Raw genomic sequence first — 18,861 nt, 5'->3', positions numbered from 1 at the left:
CGACCGGTCCGGCCGGCCGCCCGCCTTGTCACTGAGTCTCGCGCGCCAGCGCAGCCAGCGCCCGCAGCCCCATCAGGTAGGAGTGCCGTCCCAGCCCCTGGACCGTGCCCTTCACCGCCGGCGAGATGATGGAATGCGCGCGCCACGCCTCTCGCGCGGCGATGTTCGACATGTGCACCTCGATCACCGGGAACGGCATCGCCTTGATCGCATCGTGCAACGGCACGCCATGCTGGGTCAGCCCCGCCGGGTTGACGAGGGCGCCCTGCGCCTCGTCGATGTGGCGGTGCAGGAAGTCGACCAGCACGCCCTCGTGGTTCGACTGGAGGGTCTCGAGCTGCACGCCGAGCTCGGCGGCGAGCGCGGCCAGTTGCGCGTCGATCTCCGCCAGGGTGGTGTGGCCGTAGATGTGCGGCTCGCGCCGGCCGAACAGGTTCAGGTTCGGGCCGTGCAGGACAAGGAACTTCAAGGGAGCGCCTTTTTCCATCAGAGCTTGGACACGCGTTCCAGCTCGGACTTGAACAGGGTCACGATCGCCGGGTCGTAGGCGGCCGCGAACTTGTCGTGCACCGGCTTCACCGCCGCGCGCATGCGCGCCAGTTCGGCCGGGGGCACGTCGTTGTAGACCATGCCCTTGGCCGTCAGCTCGCCCAGCGCCTTGCTCGAGACTTCGCGGCTGACCACGCGCTGCCAGTTCTGCGCCTCGATGGCGGCCTCCTGGAGGATCTTCTGCTCCACCGGCGACAGCCGGTCCCAGAAGCGCTTGCTGATCTGGATCGGGTTGGTGGCATAGACGTGGTTGGTGCCGCTCACGTACTTCTGCACTTCGTAGAACTTGCTCGACGCGATGACCGCGAACGGGTTCTCCTGGCCGTCGACCGCCTTGTTCTCCAGCGCGCCGTACAGCTCGGCGAACGGCATCGGCAGCGGGTTGGCGTTGAAGGTCTTGAAGGTCTCCAGGAACACCGGGTTCGGGATCACGCGCAGCTTCAGGCCTTCGAGGTCGGAGCCTTTCAGGATGGGCCGCTTGCTGTTGGTCACGTTGCGGAAGCCCAGGTCGAAGAAGCCCAGGACCATCACGCCCTTCTCCGGCAGCTTCGCCGCGAGCGCCTTGCCCAGCGGGCCGTCGACCATCGCGTCGGCCTGCTTGGCATTGGCGAACAGGAAGGGGAAGTCGAGCAGTCCGAACTCCTTCACGATGCCGTTCAGCGAAGTGGTGGAGGCGACCAGCATCTCCTGCACGCCGCCCTGCAGCGCCGCCTGTTGCTGCAGTTCGTTGCCCAGTTGCGAGGAGGCGAACTCCTGCACCTTGATCTTGCCGCCGCTCTTGGCCGCGACGATCTCGGCGAACTTCCGCACCCCGAGGCTGGTGGGATGGTCGGGGTTGTTCAGGTGGCCGAACTTGATCGTGCGTTCCTGCACGCCTTGCACGCCCTGCGCGCCGGCGCCGCCGACGGCGGCGAGCATGGCAAGGGTGACGAGGCTGCGGCGGGTGATCGGTTTCATGCGTGTCTCCGGTGGTCTTGGTTGGAAATGTGCGGCATGATAGGCAGCGCCCCAGAACTTCGTTCCAATCCGGAATCTCTTTCCACATGACGAACTCGGCAACCGCTCCCACCGGCACGGTCGACCGCACGCTGCGCATCCTGGAGACGCTGGCCTCGCAGCCGGAAGGCCTGCCGCTGGCGGCGCTGGCGGACGAACTCAGCGTGCCGCGCAGCGCGTGCCACCGGCTGCTCTCCGACCTGGTGCGCTGCGGCTACGTGCGCCAGCTGCGCGAGATGGGCGACTACACCCTCACCACGCGGCTGCCCGCACTGGGACTGAGCTTCCTCGGCGCGGCCGGCATCGTCGACATCGCGCAGCCCATCATCGACCGCCTCGCGGAAATCTCGGGCGAGCTGGTGCGGCTGGCGCTGGTCGACGGCGACCGCCTCACCTTCGTCGCCAAGGCGCAAGGCGCGCGCGCCGGCCTGCGCTACGACCCCGACATGGGCATCGACGTGCGCCTGTCCTGCAGCGCCGGGGGGCATGCCTGGCTGATGACGCTGGGCGAGGAACGCGCGACCGAGCTCGTCGCCCGCCAGGGCTTCGGTGCACCGCGCGAGTACGGCCCCAAGGCGCCTACGACCTTCAAGGCCTTGATGAAGGTGCTGGAAGACGACCGCAAGCGCGGCTTCAGCATGATGGCGGAGATGTACGCGCCCGGCATGAGCGCCATGGCCGCCCCCGTGCTGCGCCGCGGCGGCGAGGCCGCCGGCGTGATCACCATCGCGGGGCCGCTGCAGCGCCTGACCCCTGCCCGCATGCAGGAGCTGGGCCGCCCCCTCGTGCAGGCCGCCGCCGAACTGGCGAGCGCGGCCCACGGTTCGCCGCTGCTGCGCCGCCGCGAGGCACGCGAAACCTGATCGATCCAAGGAGGAAGACGATGGCACTGCTGGGCGAATCCGCGCTCGCGATGTGGTGGGACATGGCGCCGGAGATGCGCGCCGAGTTCGAGCACTGGCATTCGCACGAACACTTTCCGGAGCGGCTCGCGCTGCCCGGCTTCATGCGCGCCTCGCGCTGGTCGGCCGCGGATGGCGGTGAAGGCTTCTTCATCCTCTACGAACTGCAGGCGCACGCGGCGCTCAGCTCGCCGGAGTACCTGGCGCGCCTGAACGCGCCGACGCCCTGGTCCACGCGCCTCATGCCGCACCACCGGCACATGGTGCGCAGCCAGACGCGCGTGCTCCATTCGCATGGCGCGGGCGTGGCGCGGCATGCGCTGACGTTGCGACTCTCGCCTCGCGATGGCGAGGCCCCGCGCCTGCAGGCCGCACTGCGCGCGATGACCGGAGACCTCCCCCTGCGCGCCGGGCTGGCGGGCGCGCACCTGCTGCAGACCGACGCGCCGGCCATCGCACCGACCACGGAGCAGAAGATCCGCGGGAATGCCGACCGCAGCGCCGACTGGGTGTTCGTCGTGTGCGGCTACGAGCTTGCCGCGCTAAGGGCGCTGGACGAGGACGCGCTGGCGCCCGCGGCGCTCGAAGCGGTCGGTGCCGCGCCGGGTGCCGCCGCGGGCTGGTACGCCCTCTCGCTGTCGATGGCGCGCGGCGAAAACGGGCCGGCACGCTGACCGGGCCGCGCTCCGGCTAGCCCCCGTCGCAAAGGTTGCGGGGCCACACGCAGCCGCGATCGACCTCGTAGAACCTGCTGTGGCCGCGGGGCCCGGGCGGGATGTGCATGCCCTTCGGCACGATCCACTGGACCGAATGCCCCCCGTACAAGCCGTCGGGCAACACCAGGTCGCCCGTGATGAGGTAGGTGTCGACGGGAACCATGCGTGCGTCCGCCTTGCCGGACGCACGCTTCCAGAGCTCCACGTCCGCCGGCGCAAGGGCACGGACCTTGCCCTTGCGGGTCCAGAACTCGATGCCCGCCCGGCCGGCGGGAACCGGCTCGCCCAGAGGAGGAGCGGGGACCGGTGACCAGGCGGCCTTCGCATGGGCCGAGAGCGCTGCCGGCTCCACGCGCGGCACGGCCTGCGTGCCGAACACCAGGTGGACGAGGCCGGGCCCCAGGTCATTGCGCCGTGCCTCGGGCGTGCAGCTCCATGCGCGCATCTTGCGCAGGCCGACGCGGGCGAGCCCGGTCTCGCCCACGTCACGCTCGACGAGCGTGTGCTGCCCCAGGATGCGGCCGGTGGCGCGATGGGTGATCTGGACGGTGCGGCCGTGCTCCGATTGGAGCGCGGAGCCCTTGAGTTCATAGGTCGACTGGATGCCGCGGGATTGCACGAACGCCAGGCAGGTGCCGGGCGCGAACCGCGTGCCGTGCGGAAGGTTCTTGACGCATGGTCCCATGCTTTCGTCCGCGGGCGCGAGGTAGAACCGCTGGTACACGCGCTCGACTTCTGCGCCGTCCCCCCGCCGCGGCTCGAAGGGGATGTCGAACGAGCGCACGCGCCCCTCGGAGACTGCACGCACCAGCTCGCCCATGGCCGCCTGCCCCGCCGGGCTCGCGGTCTTCAGCACTCCCAGCGAATACATCTGCGGATCGGGCGAGAAGCTTTCCCAATGCACCGTGACGGCCTCGTCCTGCACCGGCTCGCCCAGGCGCAGACCGGCGCTGCGGCACTGGACTTCCTGCACCAGTCCCTCGAACCACAACGGCGCCGTCAGGACGGCCAGCGCCGCCGCCGGCAGGGCCATGCGTGCGGCCCGGTAGGTCTCGCCCGCCGGCGACACCGTGCGCGCCACCAGCCAGGCGCCCGCCCCGAGGATGAGGGCGAGCCACACATACGGATAGATGAACGACGGCGAGAAAAGCGGGCTCATCGCCATGGCTTCTCCGGCGCGAGCGGCTTCGGCTGGCGCGGGCCCTGCCCGCCGGCCGGGACCAGCGCATTCGCGAGGAACTCCTGCCCGTCCGCGAACCGCAGCGGTATGTTCCGGGTCGGCCCGCCGCCCGCAAAGAAGCCATCGCACACCAGTTCGTCCCGGCCCCCGCGCACCCGCAGGTGCAGGTCGTCGTCGCGTCCGTCGGGTCCTCCCAGCCACCACTCGACGTCGGCCGGCCGGATGCCCGGGCTGACGCGCAGCGGATCGGCGAGCAGGCAGCTCATCCTTCGTGGGCTGTCCATGCCACGGTGCAGGTGGAACAGCTGTGAAGGCGGAAGCGTGAACTTCGGCTCCAGTGCGCGCAACGCGAGCGTCCAGCCGAAAGCGCAGGCCGGGGCGAAGCTGCACTTTCCTTCCTCCGGCGGGACGTCCGGGCAGACGCGGCTGGGCAGGCGCTCCCCGACGGAGATGGCACCTCTCCCCTGGACGTACTGGACTCGCCGGGCCACCGGCGCCTGCGTCGAACGATCGAGCACCGTCAGCTCCAGGCCCTCGATGCCGTACCGACGGTCCGTATCCGTGGTGAGCGACCGGATGGAAAGCACATAGGGCAGGGTCGGCTCGGCGACCACCGAGCGCTTCACGTGCCCCAGGTTGGCATGCCGGTCGGGCTCCCACTGGTGGTCGATCACGTCGAAGATCGTCTTTCCCATGGTGCGCTGTTCCTGCACCCGCTGGAAGCGTCCGGCCCCGGGGAGCACCAATTTCTCGACCGGGATGCTGGCCCGCACGGCGCCATCCGTGACCACGAGCACTCCCTCCGCGGGCAGCCGGGTCGCCGGCAACTGCTCCATCGCACGCTTGCATTGCCGGTCCATGTGCGCCTCGGCGCGCCAGGCCCTCAACCCGGCCGACCACCAGTACGGAACGCCCGACACGGCACCCCAGGCGCCGAGCGCCACCAGGGACCAGCCGATCACCTTCTGCACCCGCAAGTCGCCGGCGGTGGAGACCACAATCCATCCCACCAGCAGCGGCACGAAGAAATAGGTTGCTGCGAACTGCAGCGCCATGTAGATGACCACGCGTTGCGGGACGCCAGCCCTGCTCCGCGCGGCGTCCTTCCTCCCTGCCCCGACCCTAGCAGCGAACGAGCCGCAGCTCCAGTGACCGCGCCCTTTGGACGGTCGCGGCCGTCGCGCGCCTGCGACGCTTCGTCCGTGGCCACCAAGGTGTGCGGCTGCGTCATTGCGTCGAGCGACTTCTCGGCGCAGCACGCGGCGCAGCAGGGCCGGCGCCGGATCGGGCACCATGTCGGGTTTAGCCCTCCGGAAACTGCCATGGATGAAGAGGAAGTCCTCGCGAGCGTGCGCGCCCTGCACGAGCTGTGCAGCGCGCTGTTGGGAAAGATCGAAGCGGTGCAGGTCACCCAGGACGCCCTGCTGGGCACGCTGGTGCGCACGTTCCCGCCGATGCTGGAGCCCATCCAGAACAACATGCGCATGCTCGCCGCGGCGCGCGCGCAGCACATCCAGCCGGCCGCCCTGGAATCGTTCCGGAACAACATCGCCACGATCCAGAAGGGTCTGGTCGCGATGAAGCCCGCCGCGGGTGAAGGCGGCGCGTGACCAGACCATGATCCGTTGGCTCCTGCCGGCCTGCCTGGCACTTTCCTCGCTGGCCGCCTGGCCGCAGGCCGACAGCCCCACGCCCGCGCGCCAGTCGCGGCAGGCCATGCAGCGGGCGGTGTCCACCGGCGGCGCCGTGCCCACTCCACCGGCCGACCCCATCCCCTTCGTCGACGCGCACGCGCACCTGAACGACCCGGCGATGCAGCTGGACCTGATGCAGCGCTGGGGCGCCACGCAGGCGGTGGTCTTCTGGGGCGGGCGCAGCAGCAACGAATCGGTGGCGGAGGCGGCGCGGCTGCACCCGGGCCGCTTCATTCCTTTCGCTTCCATCTCCCCGGAACGCACGGCCTACCGGCCCGCCTGGGACCGCGACGACGAGGCGCTGCTCGCGCAGCTCGATGCCCTGCTCGCGACCGGAACGTACAAGGGCATCGGCGAGATCTCCGCGGCGCACTTCCCGTCGGCCGGCTTCGAGGAGACCGACTTCAGCCCTCTGGGTCCCATGGTCACCGGCATCCTCGAGATCGCGCGCAAGCACAAGGTGCCGGTGATGCTGCACGTGGAGAGCACGCGCATGGGCGAGCTGGGCGAACTGCTGGTCCGCTTTCCGGACGTGCCGGTGATCTGGGCGCACGGCGGCTACACACCGCTGTTCCTGGCGCGTCGCATGCTCGAGCGCCACCCCAACCTCTACTACGAACTGAGCGCACGAACCTGGCCTCGCCACCCGCGATCCCCCGACTACACCATCCTGCGAGACGGCGAGAAGGTGTGGCCCGAGTGGCTGCAGCTGGTCGAAGCCATGCCGCACCGCTTCCTGGTGGGAACGGACGCCAGTCATCGCTCGGCGGCGGCGGATGCGATGAAGTTCGCCAGCGTCCAGGGCTTCCTGGCGCAGCTCTCGCCCGCGGCGCGCGACCAGGTGGCGCGCGGCACGCTGCTCGGGCTGGTCGGCCGCTAGCCGCGGCTGCGGATCGCGACAAGCTTGTTACTCACGCCCGGCCGGCGGATCCTCCAGGATGGCGTCCTTCCCACTTCCGTTCCCAAGGAGCGTCCATGTTCAACATCGTCCATCGCATCGGCATCCAGGCACCGGCCTCCAGGGTCTATCCGGCGCTCTCCACCATCGAAGGGCTCGCGGGCTGGTGGACGCGCGATACGACCGGCCAATCGAAGGTCGGCGAGTCCATCGCGTTCACGTTCCGGACCAAGGCCGGCGCCGAGTTGGGCCGCTTCGACATGGAAGTGCTGGAGCTCAGCCCCGGCGACAGGGTGCGGTGGCGCGTGAAGTCCGGCCCTGCCGACTGGGTGGGCACCGAAGTGTCGTTCGCGCTGGCCGAACAGGACGGCATGACCATCGTGCTGTTCGGGCACCGCGGCTGGCGCGAGCAAGGGGAGTCCATGTCCCACTGCAGCATGAAGTGGGCCGTCTTCCTGCTCAGCCTGCGCGACCTGGTGGAGAAGGGCGCGGGCCAGCCGTGTCCCGACGACGTCAAGATCGACAACTGGAACTGAGCGCGCCGTGGCGCGCGCGCCGGTCCACGGTTGACGCTGCCGTGCCCTGCCCGTACAAACGCGGGCATGTACAAGCTGCATTCCTTCTGCCAGTCCGGCAACTGCTACAAGGTGGCGGTGATGCTGGACGTCCTCGGCCAGCCGTGGGAGCCGGTCTTCATCGACTTCTTCCACGGGCAGACGCGGTCCGCCGAGTACCGCGAGACCGTCAACGAGCAGGGCGAGGCGCCCGTGCTGGACGACGGCGGCCTGCGCCTGACGCAGTCCGGCGTGATCCTGACGCACCTGGCCCGCAAGCACGGGCGCTTCGGCGGCGACGGCGAGGCGCAGCAGCGCGAGGTGCTGCGCTGGCTGCTGTACGACAACCACAAGTTCACCAGCTATTTCGCCACCTACCGCTTCATGTACTCGCTGGCGGACGCTGCACCGAACCCCGTGGTGATGGACTTCCTGCGCGCGCGCTTCGAGGCGGCCTTCGGCATCGTCGACAAGCACCTGCAGCAGTCCGCCTTCATGGTGGGGGACGCGCCGACGATCGCCGACTTCTCGATGTGCGGGTACCTGTTCTATCCGGTCGAGGAGACCGGGTACGACGTGCGGGCGAAGCACCCGGCGATCGGGAAGTGGCTGGCGAGCATCGAGCAGCTCCCCGGGTGGAGGGGACCGTACGAGTGCTTGCCTGGGGAGAGGATGGAACCGCGCAGGCGCGGATAAGGTGACCAGCGCCGAATCGGCCACCACGGCATGACCCGGAGCGAACGGCTTCTCGCCATCCTGCAAACCTTGAGCGGACGCCGTCGCGCGATGACCGCCGCCGCGCTGGCGCAGCGCTTCGCGGTGAGCGAGCGTTCCATCTACCGCGACATCGCTGCCCTGAACCTGCAGGGCGCCCGCATCGAGGGCAGCGCGGGGGTCGGGTACGTGCAGCGCGAGGGCTTCTTCCTGCCGCCGCTGGCTTTCGATGCGGACGAGGCCGCTGCGCTCCTGCTCGGCTTGCGGTTCGTCATGCGGCGCGGCGACGCCACCCTGGTACGGGGCGCGGAGTCGGCACGCGCCAAGCTGGCCGCAGTCCTGCCCGCCGCCTTCGACGACGCCGCGGGCGCTGACGTTCCGCTCCTCGTGGCGCCGCCGCCCGAACGCACCGGAACCCTCGGCGCCCTGCGCCGGGCGATCTCCCGGCAGCAGGTGCTGCGCATCCGGTACTCCGACCGGGACGGGCATGGCACCGAACGGCGCGTGTGGCCGGTCGCGCTGGGCTGGTTCGAAGGCGCGGAGATCCTCGCTGCGTGGTGCGAACGGCGCGGCGCCTTCCGCAACTTCCGGCTCGACCGCATCCGCGACATCGAACCGCTGGATGAGCGCCCTCCCCGGTCGCGGCGCAGCCTCCTGGCCGCGTACCGGCGGCTGGAACCGGGCCTGCAGTTCTGAAGATCCTGACACGAACTGTCAGGAGGACGGCCGTACGCTGGCTCCATCGCAACGAAAGGAGTCGAGCGAATGTTCATTGTCATGGGAGGCACAGGTCACGTCGGGTCGGCGGTCGCCGGGTCGCTGCTGGCCGCCGGTCATGAAGTGACGATCGTCACGCGCGATGCGGATCGCGCCCGAAGTCGCTGGCAAGGCACGCGGGCGCGCATCGCCCAGGCCGATGCGAACGATCCCGATTCGCTGCGCACCGTGTTCCGGCAGGGCCGCCGCGCCTTCCTTCTCAACCCGCCCGCCGATCCCGGGACCGACACCGACGTGGTGGAACGCCGCACGGTGGCAGGCATCCTGCGAGCCCTGGAGGGTTCCGGCCTGGAGAAGGTGGTGGCCGCCTCCACCGGCGGAGCGCGTCCCGGCGAGCGGATCGGCGATCTCTCCGTCCTTTGGGAACTGGAAGAAGGCCTTCACCGCCAGGCGATCCCGGCAGCCATCAACCGCGCCGGGTTCTACATGAGCAACTGGGATTCGCAATTGCCGGCGGTGCGCGAGTCCGGAACACTGACCTCGCTCTACCCGGCGGATGCACGCCTCCCGATGGCCGCGCCCAAGGACCTGGGCGCGGCGGCGGCGCGCCGGCTGCTCTCGCCGCTGGACGACGTGGGCACGCAGCACGTGGAAGGTCCGGAACGCTACACGGCCGCTGACGTGGCGGGCGCGTTCTCGCGCGCGCTGCACCGGCCCGTCAAGGTTTCCGTCGTTCCACGCGACCAGTGGCGCGCGATGTTCCGCCAACTCGGTTTTTCCGAAGCGGCCGCGGAGTCCTATGCCCGGATGACGGCCGCCAGCCTGGACGACCTGCAGGTCCCCGACGAGGCTACCCGCGGGAGCATCACGCTGGACGCCTATGTTCGCGAGCTCGTGGCGCGGTCCTGACGCCACGCCGCCGCCCGTGGCGCAAAAGCCCGCTCGTGCGAGAACTCGCGCCGATACGACTGCGGCGACGTCCTGAGCGCCTGCGCGAAATGCTGGCGCAGCGACGCGCTGGAGCCGAATCCCGCCCGGGCCGCGACTTCCTCGATCGGCAACTCCGTCCCCTCCAGCAGGCGCTGCGCCAGGGCGAGCCGCTGCGCCTTCAGCCAGCCGACCACCGTGGTGCCGGTCGAATCGCGGAACTGGCGCGTGAAGGTGCGCCGGCTCATGAACGCGCGCGCCGCCAGGTCGTCCAGGCCGTGCGGCTGCGCGAGGTGCCGCGACATCCACTCCAGCACGGGGCCGAGCCGGTCGCGCTCCGCCCGCTCCGGTACCGGGTTTGCGATGTACTGGGCCTGGCCGCCCTGGCGATGGGGCGCGACCACCATGCGCCGCGCGGCCTGGTTGGCTGCCTCCGCGCCGTAGCGTTTGCGCAGCACGTGCAGGCAGCAGTCCAGGCCCGCAGCGGTGCCCGCGGAGGTAATGACGTCACCCTCGTCGACGTAGAGCACCTCGGGCTGCAGCTGCACCGACGGATACATCGCGCGAAACCGCGGCACCAGGTGCCAGTGCGTGGTGGCCGGCCGGCCGTCGAGCAACCCGGCTTCGGCCAGCACGAAGGCGCCCAGGCACAGGCCGACAATCAGGGCGCCCCGGCGGTGCGCGGCGCGCAGTTCCCGTAGCAGCGCGGGCGGGGCCGCGCGCCCGTCCTCGTGCCAGGACGGCACCACCACGATGCTGGCGGTGCGAAGGGCACCAAGGCCACGCTGGGTTACCAGGTCGAAGCCGGCGTTGGTACGCAGCGGCCCGGCCTCGGAAGCACACACGCGCAGGCGAAAACGTGGGCTGCCGTCGGGCCGCCGGTCTTCGCCGAAGACCAGGCAGGGCACCGAAAGGTGGAAGGGACTGATGCCGTCGAACGCGACGACGGCGACGTTCTCGGGCTCCGGGTGGGTCATGGCCCGATTCTATCGAAGCATGGCATTCGGGCCACTTTCGGCATCGGGCCGGTAAGCGAAGAATCCCGGCCTGACCCTCCACTCCCGAAAGGAACCCAGTCATGTCTTCCGCTTCCCCCCGCAGAGCCCTCGTCGTGATCGACGTGCAGAACGAGTACTTCGACGGCGGCGGCTTGCCGATCGAGCATCCGCCGATCGCGCAGACCCTGCCCAACGTGGCACGCGCGATGGACGCCGCGACGCAGGCCGGCATCCCGGTCGTGGTGGTGCGGCACCATGCGCCCGCGGGAGCACCGGTGTTCCAGGCCGACACGCCCGCGGGTGCCTTGCACGACGAGATCGCGCGCCGCCCGCGCGACCACCTCGTCACGAAGGCCTTTCCCAGCGTCTTCACGGGCACGGACTTCGCCGGGTGGCTGCAGGCACGCAACATCGACACGCTGGCCGTCACCGGCTACATGACGCACAACTGCGTGGCGTCCACCCTCTTCGAAGGCCTGCACCGCGGCCTGGCGATGGAGTACCTGCACGACGCCAGCGGCGCCCTGCCCTACGCCAATGCCGCCGGCCGGGCGAGCGCCGAAGAGATCCACCGCGTCTTCAGCGTCGTCTTCCACAGCAACTTCGCCGCCGTGACGTCCACCGCGAACTGGCTCGAGGCATTGAAGGCGCGGCAACCGCTGGGCCGTGACAACCCGGTGTTCTCCAACCGCCGCGGGCGGGGGTTGCCGGTCGACTGAGGAGGGCGCGGACTGTGGCACGCGGGCCGTTCCCCGCTAGACTCGCCGCTTGACGACAGATCTTCCTCCCTGCCCGCCAGGCGCCGATGTCGAACATCGCGGCTGGACCCTTCAAACCACGTGGTTCCGTTCGTCCCTGGGCGTCTCGGAAGGTTGGGTGTGCTTCGCCACCCGCCCGACCGCGTCCCATCGCGTGAACATCGGGCGCTGGACGAACAGCGACCTGGCGCTCGAGCACGGGCGCGCGTACGTGGATCGAAGGATGGACAAGCCTGAGCTGGCCAGCGCCAAACTGGCTGTGCAGCAGCCGCGGCGCTAGCGGCTGTCGCCGGGGCGCGCTGCCCCGGCGCAGAATGGGACATGCGCCGGCGCCTGGTCCTCACCCTTGCAGCATGCTCAGCGGCCAGCTTGGCCGCCCGGGCTGCGCCCACGCTCCCGCGCCGCAAGATCCCGGCTTCGCAGCTCCTCGAAGCGCTTTCCGCCCGCTTTCCGCTGCGCTTCGCGCTGCCCGGCTGGGTGGAGCTGGAGGTCGGCGCCCCTGCCCTCCTCCTGCTCGCCAGGCGCAACAAGCTCGGCGCCGTGCTGCAGCTCGAGGCCAAGGCCCCAACCCTCCGGGACCCTGCGGCCGGCGAAGTCGACGTGCTCTTCGCCCTGCGCTACGAGCCCACGGACCGCACGGTCCGCGCACATCAACCGGAGGCTCACCGCGTGCACGTGCCCGGACTGGGCCAGGATGCGACCTACGCCATCGAGAACGCCACGAGGGCCCTGCTGTCCAGGATGCGCGGCGACGTGGTCCTGCACCGCTTCACGGATCGCGAACTCGCCCTGCCCGACGTCATGGGCTTCGAACCGGGCAACCTGATCGTGCTGGAGGACGGTCTGGACATCGAGTTCGTGCCGAAGCAGCGGCCGTGATGCCCCGCGCGCTACCTGCCGTCGGTGGCGCGGCGTCCGGGATGGACCGCCTGCTGCGACGCCAGGGCTTCGCGCTGGCCCGCTCCGCGGTTGCTCGTCTTCTGCTGCTCGTCGCGCGCCATGTGCTGCCAGAGCGTTTGCGTGCCTTCGCCCGAGCGCGTGCCGGGAAGCGGCAGCTCGCGGGCATTGTCGGGCGGCGCGGTGGGGGTGTCCATGCATGCACTCTAGGCAGGCGCCGGCCGAACTGACCACGCTTTACCTCACCCTTACCGGCCGGCGGCCGGCAGCGTGTCGAAATCCCGCTCGTGGGGGCCAGGCGGGCGCTTGGCATTCCCGCGAGGCGGGCACGCGGCGTGGGCGGCGGACCGGAAAAGACTGAACCCGATGCCCCACACGATCGTTCTCGGACCGTTCGCCCTCCAGATCGGCGTGCTGGTCACGTTCCTGGCGGTGTGGACCGGCTGGGTGGCGGCGTCCACGCTGGCACGGCGTCGTGGCGTGGAGATCGCGCCGGTGCTGTACCTCCTGCTGGCGGCCGGCGTCGCCGCAGCGCGCCTCGGCTTCGTGGCGCGATACGGAACCGCGTACCTCGACGCGCCGCTCTCGATCCTCGACATCCGGGATGGAGGGTGGGCGCCGGAGGTGGGACTCCTCGCGGCCGTTCTTCTGGCGGGCGGACTCGCGATCCGCCGACGCCAGGCGGTGCTGCCGCTGGCCACGGCCATCGGCACTTCCACGACGGTCTGGGTCGCAGCCACGGTTGGCGGGACGCTGCTGGACCAGCCGCGCCTGGACCTGCCAGCCATCGCCGTCTTCCGTCTCGACGGGACAGTCACCTCCCTGGATCGATTCACGGGCAAGCCCGTCGTGGTGAACCTCTGGGCGACCTGGTGCCCACCCTGCCCTAGCCACTCAGCCGTGCGCTTTGCAGTAAGCTGGTGAGCGCCTGACTGATCTCCGCGTCGACTCCCGCGCTGCAGACAGACCGCCAGGAGGTCGCCATGCTGTCCGACTTCGTTTCCGAGCATCGTGATGAATTGATCGTGCGATGTGCGGCCATGGTGGCGCTGCGGCCGCATCGGGACGCCACGCCGGACCAGTTGCGCAACGGCATCCCGCTTTTCCTGCGCCAACTGCACCAGACGCTGCTGGCCGACCAGGGTGGGCGGGCCCTCGAAAGCCTTCGCCTTTCCGGGGGCCCCGGCGGTGAGCACTCCGAACTGTCGGAGATCGGGTCTGGTGCCAGCGAGCATGGCCGGCAGCTGTCGATCCTCGGCTACACCGTCGACCAGGTGGTGCACGACTACGGGGACCTCTGCCAGGTCATCACCGAAGTCGCCATCGAAATGGATGCCTCCATCCGGGTGCACGAGTTCTCCACCCTCAATCGTTGCCTGGACAATGCGATCGCGGTCGCCGTCGCCGCCTTCAGCAAGGAGCGGGACGCCGACGACCTCAGCGCCGGTGTCCTCGGCGCGGCGGAGTGCCACGAGCTGAAGAACTGCCTGGCGACGGCGAGCTACGCCGCGCGGGCCCTGGAGATCGGCAACCTGCCCATGTCGGGCGCCACCGGGTCCATCCTGAAGAAGAGCCTGGCCGCCATGCGCCGCTCCCTGGACGGCAACGACGCGGGGTGACCGGCCGGTTCCGCTTCAACCCACCGCGGGCGCGGCCGGCGGCGCGCCCGCAAGCGCGCCGCGCGCCTGCTCCCGCTTCTTCAACACCAGGTAGGCGTGCAGCATCTCCACGGACAGGCCATGGAGCACCAGGCGCGCACCGGAGCGCAGCGTCGACAGCGGAATCATCGGGTGGCGGTTGTTCACCAGCATCGCCGGCAGCGGATCGTTCAGCACGCGCGCGGCGTAGATGGCGATGGTTTCGTCGAGCTGAAGCGAATGCGTGGCGCGCCAGAAGTCGTTGTCGGTCAGGAACAGCTGGTACACCGGCGTGTAGAGCTCGATGGCGGTCTGCAGGTCGACCTTGTTGCACCAGCGGTCCGGCATCGGCTCGATGGGAAGGTCGCCGTCCGTGACGTCGCTGAAATCCAGCTGCGCCGCCGGGACGATGTCGCGGCCCTGGTCGCGCAGCTGCTGGTTCAGGTAGATCAGGAAGTTGAAGACGTTGAGGTCGTGCCGCAGGAAGGCGTCCTCCTTCAGGTCCTCGAGGTTGCGCATGCGCATGTTCTCGAGCGGCGGGATCGTCACCCCCTGGATGTTGCGCCCCAGGAAGGCCAGGATCTCCGCGCCCAGGTGGAAGTGGCGCAGGATCAGCCAGTTGGCGTTCGGCGTGACGAAGGTCTTCAGGCTTTCGGACAGCAGCCAGTGCAGCACGCGCGACGAAGTCAGCGTCTTGGGCAGGAAGATCTTGACCAGCTGGATCAGCACGATCGCCGCGCGCGCGAGCGGCCGCACCACCGGCAGCAGGAACTGGCGCGACGCGGAGCTGCTGTCTTCCAGCCACGCGCGCTTGACGGTGTCGTCGATCGGGATGCTGCGGTCCAGCCAGACGGCCATCCAGGGGTTCGGGTCGCGCGGGTCGTGCGCGCCGTCGAGGAACTTGGGCTGCTTCTTCACAGGACGTGCCTCGCCTGCATCACGTAGAGGGCCGCCACGTCACGGGCGGTGGCGACGATGCGCTCGCCGGCGTCGCCCGTCGGGTCCTGCGAGATCACATGCGTCACCGCATCCATCCACCGGGCCAGGTGTTGCACGTCGTTCTCTCCGTGGTAGCGCAGGAACCGATAGGACGATTCCGGCAGTTGCAGTTGCCGCCGCAGGCGCGGCAGCAGCGAAGGGATGATGCGCTGGCCGGTGCCCTCGATGATGTAGATGCCGCCCAGCAGCCCGATCGGATTGGGCTGCGCCGCGGCCGCATGCATGTAGCTGTTGAGCGCGTCGCCGCCGGGGTTGCGGCGCAGGTCTTCGATGCGCTCCGCCGTACCGCCGGCCGCGCGGTAGTCGTCGAACAGGATGCGGAAGTCGTGCTGCTCGTCGTCGGCATGCGCGGAGATGAGCCGAACCAGTTCTTCGTAGGGCGCGCCCGTGTTGCGCACCGCCTCGCGCATCCACAGGCTGCCTTCGCGCACCTGCGGGATCCAGCAGGCCATCCAGGCCAGGTGGTCGTCGCGCGACATGCGGCCCTGCACGATGCGGCGCACGAGCGGGGTGCGCCAGAAGTCCGAGCGGAACTCGTGCCACACGCCGGCCAGTTCACGCAGCACGTGCGCCACCCGGCCGTCCTGCCCCGGCAACGGCAGGTGCGGCGGCGGCACGTCGGCGCCCTCGTCCGAGCCGGCATCCCCGACCTGCACTTGCGGCGGGCGAGCCGGCTCCGCCCGGGCGGGCGCGCTCCCCGCCTGCACCACCGTGAACTTGAGGAAGGACACCGTGAACCGGCCGGACTCCGGCACGAAGCACAGCACCTCCTGCCCCACCTGCAGCGTCTTCTCGCGCAGGAAGTCGGCCAGCATGATGAAGATGGAGGCGGCGCCGGTGTTGCCGCGGCGGCGCAGGTTGCTGTACCAGCGCTCGCGCGGCAGGCGCAGGCCGGCGCGTTCCATCAGGTCCTCGATCACGCCGGCGAACTTCTCGGACGAATAGTGGCAGAGGAAGTGGTCGACGCGCGCCGGGTCGAAGCAGCCGGCGCGCACCAGGTTCGCGTACTCGTGGATGCCCAGGTCGAACAGCTGGGGCAGCAGGCGGGTGTCCTGCCGCAGCAGGAAGGCGCCGTCGCGCTCCGCCTCCGCCAGCGAGGGATAGTCCAGGTACGACTTGCCGGCCTTGTCATGCGCGAAGCCCACCTGCATGCACACGGGCAGGTCGCCGGCGAAGGAGCGCGAGCTGACCCAGTCCAGCCGCAGCGACAAGCCGGTGGCCGCCGGCTGGTCCGCGAGCAGCCAGGCACCTGCGCCATCCGACAGCATCCAGCGCAGGAAGTGCGCGTCGAAGTCGGTGTCGTAGCCCGACGGGACGAAGCGCGAGCGCTTGAACAGGCGCGACGGGAACTCGCTGGTGGCGACCAGCGCCCGCGCGTGGGTGCCCAGTTCGATGGCGGAAGCGGCATGCACCAGCGCCGAGATGCCGGCGCCGCAGATGCCCTGGTGGCTGCTGATCTCCATCGGCCGGGCGCCGAGTTCGCCCTGCAGCATGCTGGCGAAGCCGGGCATGCCGGTGTCGCCGCCGGAGGAGCCGGTGCACAGCATGCCCACGTCCTCCAGCTTGGCGCCGGCCGCGCGCAGGCAGTCCTGCACCGCGCGCGCCGCCAGGTCCGAGGACGAATGCAGGGAGTTGCCCGCCTCGTCGATGGCGTAGTGGCGCGTCTCGATGCCGTTGTCCGCGAGCACGCGGCGCTTGATGCGCTCCGAGTGGCGGTTCAGCGGCGCGACGTAGCGGTCGATCTCGGCGTTCGGCACGGGCAGCCCCGGCATGAACAGGCCGGAGCCCACCAGGTGCACGCGCCGGTAGCGCGTGGGGAAGACGGAAAAACGTTCGGTGGGGGCGTTCATGAAACGGTGCGGCCTCGCAGGGACCGGGAGCGGAGCGCGGGGACGAAGGTGCCTGCCACGAACACGCGCAGGCCGTAGGCGAAGAGGCTCGGCTCGACCAGGCGGGGATCGAGGCGGGGCGCGAGCTGCGCATGCAGCCGCGGCAGATCGCTCCAGTGCGCGTCGCCGTGCTCGTGGTGCGCCGTGTGCAGGCCGACGTTGAAGAACAGGGGGTTGACCCAGCCGAGGAAGTTGCGCGAATGGTTCCAGCGCGAAAGGTCGTCCGCATGCGCATGCTGCAGGTAGTTGGCGGCGAGCAGGAAGAACAGGGCCGCGGCCTGCGGGACCAACACGAACAACACGGCGCGCTGCCAGTCGGCCCGAAGCGCCAAGGCCACGGCGCCGACGAGAACGGCATAGTGCAGCGCCACCACCGCGAGGCGGCGGCGATCGGTCCGCGAGAGCTGCGCGACATGCCGCCCGAGCAGCGGACCCACCGCACAGGCGAACAGCACCGGGTGCGCGATGAAGCCCGGCAAGTCGTTGCCGTCACCCCAGCGCCACGTGCGCGTGGTGTCCCGCTCCGCGTTCCGGTGCGCGTGGTGGTCGCCGACATGCGCCGGGTCGAAGGCGAAGCCGGGATGTCCCTGGAACAGCGTGAACCACAGGTCGGTGGCATGGTTGAGCCACGCCCTGCGCCACAGCGGCAGGTGCTGGTGGTTGTGGTGCATGACGCTCACGGCGAACGCCAGCACCAGCGACGCGGCGAACAGCAGCGGGTGGAAGCGGTCGGCCGTCCACTGCGCGAAGAGCACGCCGGTGGCGGCGGCCATGTACAGCAGCGTCCTGCGGTCGGCGCTATGGCGCAGCATGCGGCCTCCGTGCCTCCAGTGCGGTCCCCTGCCCCGCCGCGTGCAGGCCCGCGAACACCGCCCGCATGGCGTCCCACCAGCCGGTCTCGTGGTAGGTGCGGCCTTCGGCCCGGCACCACGCGCGCGTGCGGGCCGCGGCAGCGCGCAGGGCATGCTGCGGCAGGGCCGGCTGCAGGTGGTGCTCGATCTGGTAGTTCAGCCCGCCGAACAGGTAGTCGCCGACGCGGCCGGTGCGCACGTTGCGCGTGACCGCCAGCGTCCGTTCCGGTTCGCGCAGGTCGGTGCCTGGCGGCAGCACCGGCAGGCCGTAGTGGTTGCAGGCGAAGACCCCGCCGAGGTAGAGACCCGTCAGGCCGTGGTGGAGCAGCAGGAAGGCGGCTGCTCCGGTGGGACCGAGCGCATGCAGCGCCAGGCCGAAGAGCACGCCGTGCCGCAGGACCAGCGCCGAGAGCTCCGCGACCCAGCCGCGCGGCCGCGCCCGCACGACATGCAGCAAGCTCAGCCCCTGGAAATAGGCCGCGGTGCAGGCCACCAGCGGCAGGAACAGCCAGGCCTGCCAGCGCGCGACCCGGCGGCGCCACGCCGGGCGACCTGCGAGCGCCGCGGGCAGGAAGACGAACACGTCATAGAGGTCGGGGTCGGCTTCCAGCACATGCGGATGGCGGTGGTGGCGGCGATGCTTGTCCTCCCACCACGACACGCTGATGCCGCACAGCACGTTCCAGAGCAGGAAGCCGAGGCGCCGCGAGCCGCGTGCGCTCCGCACGATCTGCCGGTGGGATGCGTCGTGCGCCAGGAAGCCAAGCTGCACGATGGCCAGCGAGAGGAGCGCCGCGTTGAACAGCAGTTGCGGGGCCAGCGAGCCCGCCAGGGACAGCCAGGCCAGGCTTGCCGCCAGCAGCGCCAGATGCACGAAGAAGCGTGCCCAGACCATTCCGTCCCCATCTGTTTGGTGGCATCGTAGCGCACCGATACCGCGCGGCCGCTGGCGCGCCGTGCGTGCAGCACCCGACTGCGCAGGCAT

23 protein-coding genes are annotated in these 18,861 nt (G+C 70.2%); 13 read left to right on the top strand and 10 right to left on the bottom strand.

Translation table 11 applies throughout. From position 1 onward, the window contains the following. Nucleotides 1-28: 28 nt before the first annotated feature. Together IM787_RS15325 and IM787_RS15320 are read right to left on the bottom strand one after the other, a co-directional pair. Nucleotides 29-469: a type II 3-dehydroquinate dehydratase gene (locus tag IM787_RS15325; protein WP_193677547.1), complete on the bottom strand. Its 441-nt coding sequence runs from the start codon at nt 467-469 to the stop codon at nt 29-31. A gap of 17 nt (nt 470-486) precedes the next feature. After that, nucleotides 487-1,506, bottom strand: coding sequence for a TRAP transporter substrate-binding protein (locus IM787_RS15320; RefSeq protein WP_193677546.1), 1,020 nt, complete (start codon nt 1,504-1,506; stop codon nt 487-489). A gap of 86 nt (nt 1,507-1,592) precedes the next feature. Between IM787_RS15320 and IM787_RS15315 the strand changes: the two genes are divergently transcribed. Then, a complete protein-coding gene (locus tag IM787_RS15315) occupies nt 1,593-2,408 on the top strand; it encodes an IclR family transcriptional regulator (RefSeq protein ID WP_193677545.1) in 816 nt (271 codons plus the stop codon). 20 nt (nt 2,409-2,428) lie between these two features. After that, on the top strand, nt 2,429-3,121 hold the full coding sequence (locus IM787_RS15310; RefSeq protein ID WP_193677544.1) for a DUF4286 family protein: 693 nt from the start codon (nt 2,429-2,431) through the stop codon (nt 3,119-3,121). A gap of 16 nt (nt 3,122-3,137) precedes the next feature. Here IM787_RS15310 and IM787_RS15305 read toward each other — a convergent pair whose 3' ends face one another. Together IM787_RS15305 and IM787_RS15300 are read right to left on the bottom strand one after the other, a co-directional pair. After that, nucleotides 3,138-4,322 carry a hypothetical protein gene (locus tag IM787_RS15305; protein ID WP_193677543.1) on the bottom strand — a complete coding sequence of 395 codons (1,185 nt, stop codon included), beginning with the start codon at nt 4,320-4,322 and terminating at the stop codon, nt 3,138-3,140. Further along, complete coding sequence (locus IM787_RS15300; RefSeq protein ID WP_193677542.1) at nt 4,319-5,398, bottom strand: hypothetical protein; 1,080 nt, start codon at nt 5,396-5,398, stop codon at nt 4,319-4,321. Before IM787_RS15300 ends, IM787_RS15305 begins: the two co-directional genes overlap by 4 nt. Nucleotides 5,399-5,545: 147 nt before the next feature. Here IM787_RS15300 and IM787_RS15295 point away from each other — a divergent pair, with 147 nt between their 5' ends. The 6 genes from IM787_RS15295 (at nt 5,546) to IM787_RS15270 (ending at nt 9,829) form a co-directional block, all read left to right on the top strand. Then, nucleotides 5,546-5,953: a hypothetical protein gene (locus IM787_RS15295; protein ID WP_193677541.1), complete on the top strand. Its 408-nt coding sequence runs from the start codon at nt 5,546-5,548 to the stop codon at nt 5,951-5,953. A 7-nt stretch (nt 5,954-5,960) separates the two neighbouring features. After that, on the top strand, nt 5,961-6,917 hold the full coding sequence (locus tag IM787_RS15290; RefSeq protein WP_193677540.1) for an amidohydrolase family protein: 957 nt from the start codon (nt 5,961-5,963) through the stop codon (nt 6,915-6,917). A gap of 95 nt (nt 6,918-7,012) precedes the next feature. Beyond that, entirely contained in the window at nt 7,013-7,471 is a 459-nt protein-coding gene (locus tag IM787_RS15285) for an SRPBCC family protein (protein ID WP_193677539.1), read from the top strand. 66 nt (nt 7,472-7,537) lie between these two features. Then, on the top strand, nt 7,538-8,185 hold the full coding sequence (locus IM787_RS15280) for a glutathione S-transferase family protein (RefSeq protein ID WP_193677538.1): 648 nt from the start codon (nt 7,538-7,540) through the stop codon (nt 8,183-8,185). Nucleotides 8,186-8,215: 30 nt separating this feature from the next. Continuing rightward, entirely contained in the window at nt 8,216-8,899 is a 684-nt protein-coding gene (locus IM787_RS15275; RefSeq protein ID WP_193677537.1) for a helix-turn-helix transcriptional regulator, read from the top strand. A gap of 69 nt (nt 8,900-8,968) precedes the next feature. Further along, nucleotides 8,969-9,829 (top strand): NmrA family NAD(P)-binding protein, encoded by an 861-nt coding sequence (locus tag IM787_RS15270; RefSeq protein WP_193677536.1) that lies wholly within the window; start codon nt 8,969-8,971, stop codon nt 9,827-9,829. Here IM787_RS15270 and IM787_RS15265 read toward each other — a convergent pair. Continuing rightward, nucleotides 9,799-10,824, bottom strand: coding sequence for a GlxA family transcriptional regulator (locus tag IM787_RS15265; protein ID WP_193677535.1), 1,026 nt, complete (start codon nt 10,822-10,824; stop codon nt 9,799-9,801). The two genes, IM787_RS15270 and IM787_RS15265, sit on opposite strands and share 31 nt — an antisense overlap. A 101-nt stretch (nt 10,825-10,925) precedes the next feature. On the opposite strand from IM787_RS15265, the gene IM787_RS15260 reads away from it, so the two are divergent. The 3 genes from IM787_RS15260 (at nt 10,926) to IM787_RS15250 (ending at nt 12,482) form a co-directional block, all read left to right on the top strand. Beyond that, a complete protein-coding gene (locus IM787_RS15260; protein ID WP_193677534.1) occupies nt 10,926-11,564 on the top strand; it encodes a cysteine hydrolase family protein in 639 nt (212 codons plus the stop codon). Nucleotides 11,565-11,613: 49 nt separating this feature from the next. Next, a complete protein-coding gene (locus tag IM787_RS15255) occupies nt 11,614-11,883 on the top strand; it encodes a hypothetical protein (protein WP_193677533.1) in 270 nt (89 codons plus the stop codon). Nucleotides 11,884-11,972: 89 nt separating this feature from the next. Beyond that, nucleotides 11,973-12,482, top strand: a complete 510-nt coding sequence (locus IM787_RS15250; protein WP_193677532.1) for a DUF1439 domain-containing protein — start codon at nt 11,973-11,975, stop codon at nt 12,480-12,482. Nucleotides 12,483-12,493: 11 nt separating this feature from the next. On the opposite strand, the gene IM787_RS15245 is transcribed toward IM787_RS15250, so the two are convergent. Continuing rightward, nucleotides 12,494-12,697 (bottom strand): hypothetical protein, encoded by a 204-nt coding sequence (locus IM787_RS15245; protein ID WP_193677531.1) that lies wholly within the window; start codon nt 12,695-12,697, stop codon nt 12,494-12,496. 169 nt (nt 12,698-12,866) lie between these two features. Here IM787_RS15245 and IM787_RS15240 point away from each other — a divergent pair, with 169 nt between their 5' ends. Both IM787_RS15240 and IM787_RS15235 read left to right on the top strand, forming a co-directional pair. Beyond that, nucleotides 12,867-13,424 carry a TlpA family protein disulfide reductase gene (locus tag IM787_RS15240; protein WP_193677530.1) on the top strand — a complete coding sequence of 186 codons (558 nt, stop codon included), beginning with the start codon at nt 12,867-12,869 and terminating at the stop codon, nt 13,422-13,424. Between the two features lie 59 nt (nt 13,425-13,483). Further along, complete coding sequence (locus IM787_RS15235; protein WP_193677529.1) at nt 13,484-14,119, top strand: hypothetical protein; 636 nt, start codon at nt 13,484-13,486, stop codon at nt 14,117-14,119. Nucleotides 14,120-14,134: 15 nt separating this feature from the next. Here the strand turns inward: IM787_RS15235 and IM787_RS15230 are convergent, their stop codons facing one another. The 4 genes from IM787_RS15230 to IM787_RS15215 are packed head-to-tail and all read right to left on the bottom strand — an operon-like array spanning nt 14,135 to nt 18,771. Beyond that, a complete protein-coding gene (locus IM787_RS15230; RefSeq protein WP_193677528.1) occupies nt 14,135-15,055 on the bottom strand; it encodes a DUF6999 family protein in 921 nt (306 codons plus the stop codon). After that, nucleotides 15,052-16,986, bottom strand: coding sequence for an iron-containing redox enzyme family protein (locus IM787_RS15225; protein ID WP_193677527.1), 1,935 nt, complete (start codon nt 16,984-16,986; stop codon nt 15,052-15,054). Before IM787_RS15225 ends, IM787_RS15230 begins: the two co-directional genes overlap by 4 nt. Further along, nucleotides 16,983-17,837: a fatty acid desaturase gene (locus tag IM787_RS15220; protein WP_193677526.1), complete on the bottom strand. Its 855-nt coding sequence runs from the start codon at nt 17,835-17,837 to the stop codon at nt 16,983-16,985. The genes IM787_RS15225 and IM787_RS15220 overlap by 4 nt, the downstream gene beginning before the upstream one ends. Further along, nucleotides 17,824-18,771, bottom strand: coding sequence for a fatty acid desaturase (locus tag IM787_RS15215; RefSeq protein WP_193677525.1), 948 nt, complete (start codon nt 18,769-18,771; stop codon nt 17,824-17,826). Before IM787_RS15215 ends, IM787_RS15220 begins: the two co-directional genes overlap by 14 nt. Nucleotides 18,772-18,861: the final 90 nt, after the last annotated feature.

Origin of the sequence: Ramlibacter pallidus (assembly GCF_015070875.1) — a bacterium.
Taxonomy (GTDB): Bacteria; Pseudomonadota; Gammaproteobacteria; order Burkholderiales; family Burkholderiaceae_C; genus Ramlibacter; species Ramlibacter pallidus.
Note: the sequence above shows the minus strand (reverse complement) of the source record. Positions and strands in the feature narration are given on the sequence as shown.

Excerpts from the sequence above, each read along its gene's own strand:
- IM787_RS15290 (WP_193677540.1), top strand. The coding sequence starts at position 5,961 with ATGATCCGTTGGCTCCTGCCGGCCTGCCTGGCACTTTCCTCGCTGGCC.
- IM787_RS15240 (WP_193677530.1), top strand. The coding sequence starts at position 12,867 with ATGCCCCACACGATCGTTCTCGGACCGTTCGCCCTCCAGATCGGCGTG.
- IM787_RS15285 (WP_193677539.1), top strand. The coding sequence starts at position 7,013 with ATGTTCAACATCGTCCATCGCATCGGCATCCAGGCACCGGCCTCCAGG.
- IM787_RS15235 (WP_193677529.1), top strand. The coding sequence starts at position 13,484 with ATGCTGTCCGACTTCGTTTCCGAGCATCGTGATGAATTGATCGTGCGA.
- IM787_RS15270 (WP_193677536.1), top strand. The coding sequence starts at position 8,969 with ATGTTCATTGTCATGGGAGGCACAGGTCACGTCGGGTCGGCGGTCGCC.
- IM787_RS15225 (WP_193677527.1), bottom strand. The coding sequence starts at position 16,986 with ATGAACGCCCCCACCGAACGTTTTTCCGTCTTCCCCACGCGCTACCGG.
- IM787_RS15220 (WP_193677526.1), bottom strand. The coding sequence starts at position 17,837 with ATGCTGCGCCATAGCGCCGACCGCAGGACGCTGCTGTACATGGCCGCC.
- IM787_RS15275 (WP_193677537.1), top strand. The coding sequence starts at position 8,216 with ATGACCCGGAGCGAACGGCTTCTCGCCATCCTGCAAACCTTGAGCGGA.
- IM787_RS15215 (WP_193677525.1), bottom strand. The coding sequence starts at position 18,771 with ATGGTCTGGGCACGCTTCTTCGTGCATCTGGCGCTGCTGGCGGCAAGC.
- IM787_RS15265 (WP_193677535.1), bottom strand. The coding sequence starts at position 10,824 with ATGACCCACCCGGAGCCCGAGAACGTCGCCGTCGTCGCGTTCGACGGC.
- IM787_RS15245 (WP_193677531.1), bottom strand. The coding sequence starts at position 12,697 with ATGGACACCCCCACCGCGCCGCCCGACAATGCCCGCGAGCTGCCGCTT.
- IM787_RS15310 (WP_193677544.1), top strand. The coding sequence starts at position 2,429 with ATGGCACTGCTGGGCGAATCCGCGCTCGCGATGTGGTGGGACATGGCG.
- IM787_RS15315 (WP_193677545.1), top strand. The coding sequence starts at position 1,593 with ATGACGAACTCGGCAACCGCTCCCACCGGCACGGTCGACCGCACGCTG.
- IM787_RS15320 (WP_193677546.1), bottom strand. The coding sequence starts at position 1,506 with ATGAAACCGATCACCCGCCGCAGCCTCGTCACCCTTGCCATGCTCGCC.
- IM787_RS15300 (WP_193677542.1), bottom strand. The coding sequence starts at position 5,398 with ATGGCGCTGCAGTTCGCAGCAACCTATTTCTTCGTGCCGCTGCTGGTG.
- IM787_RS15305 (WP_193677543.1), bottom strand. The coding sequence starts at position 4,322 with ATGAGCCCGCTTTTCTCGCCGTCGTTCATCTATCCGTATGTGTGGCTC.
- IM787_RS15260 (WP_193677534.1), top strand. The coding sequence starts at position 10,926 with ATGTCTTCCGCTTCCCCCCGCAGAGCCCTCGTCGTGATCGACGTGCAG.
- IM787_RS15280 (WP_193677538.1), top strand. The coding sequence starts at position 7,538 with ATGTACAAGCTGCATTCCTTCTGCCAGTCCGGCAACTGCTACAAGGTG.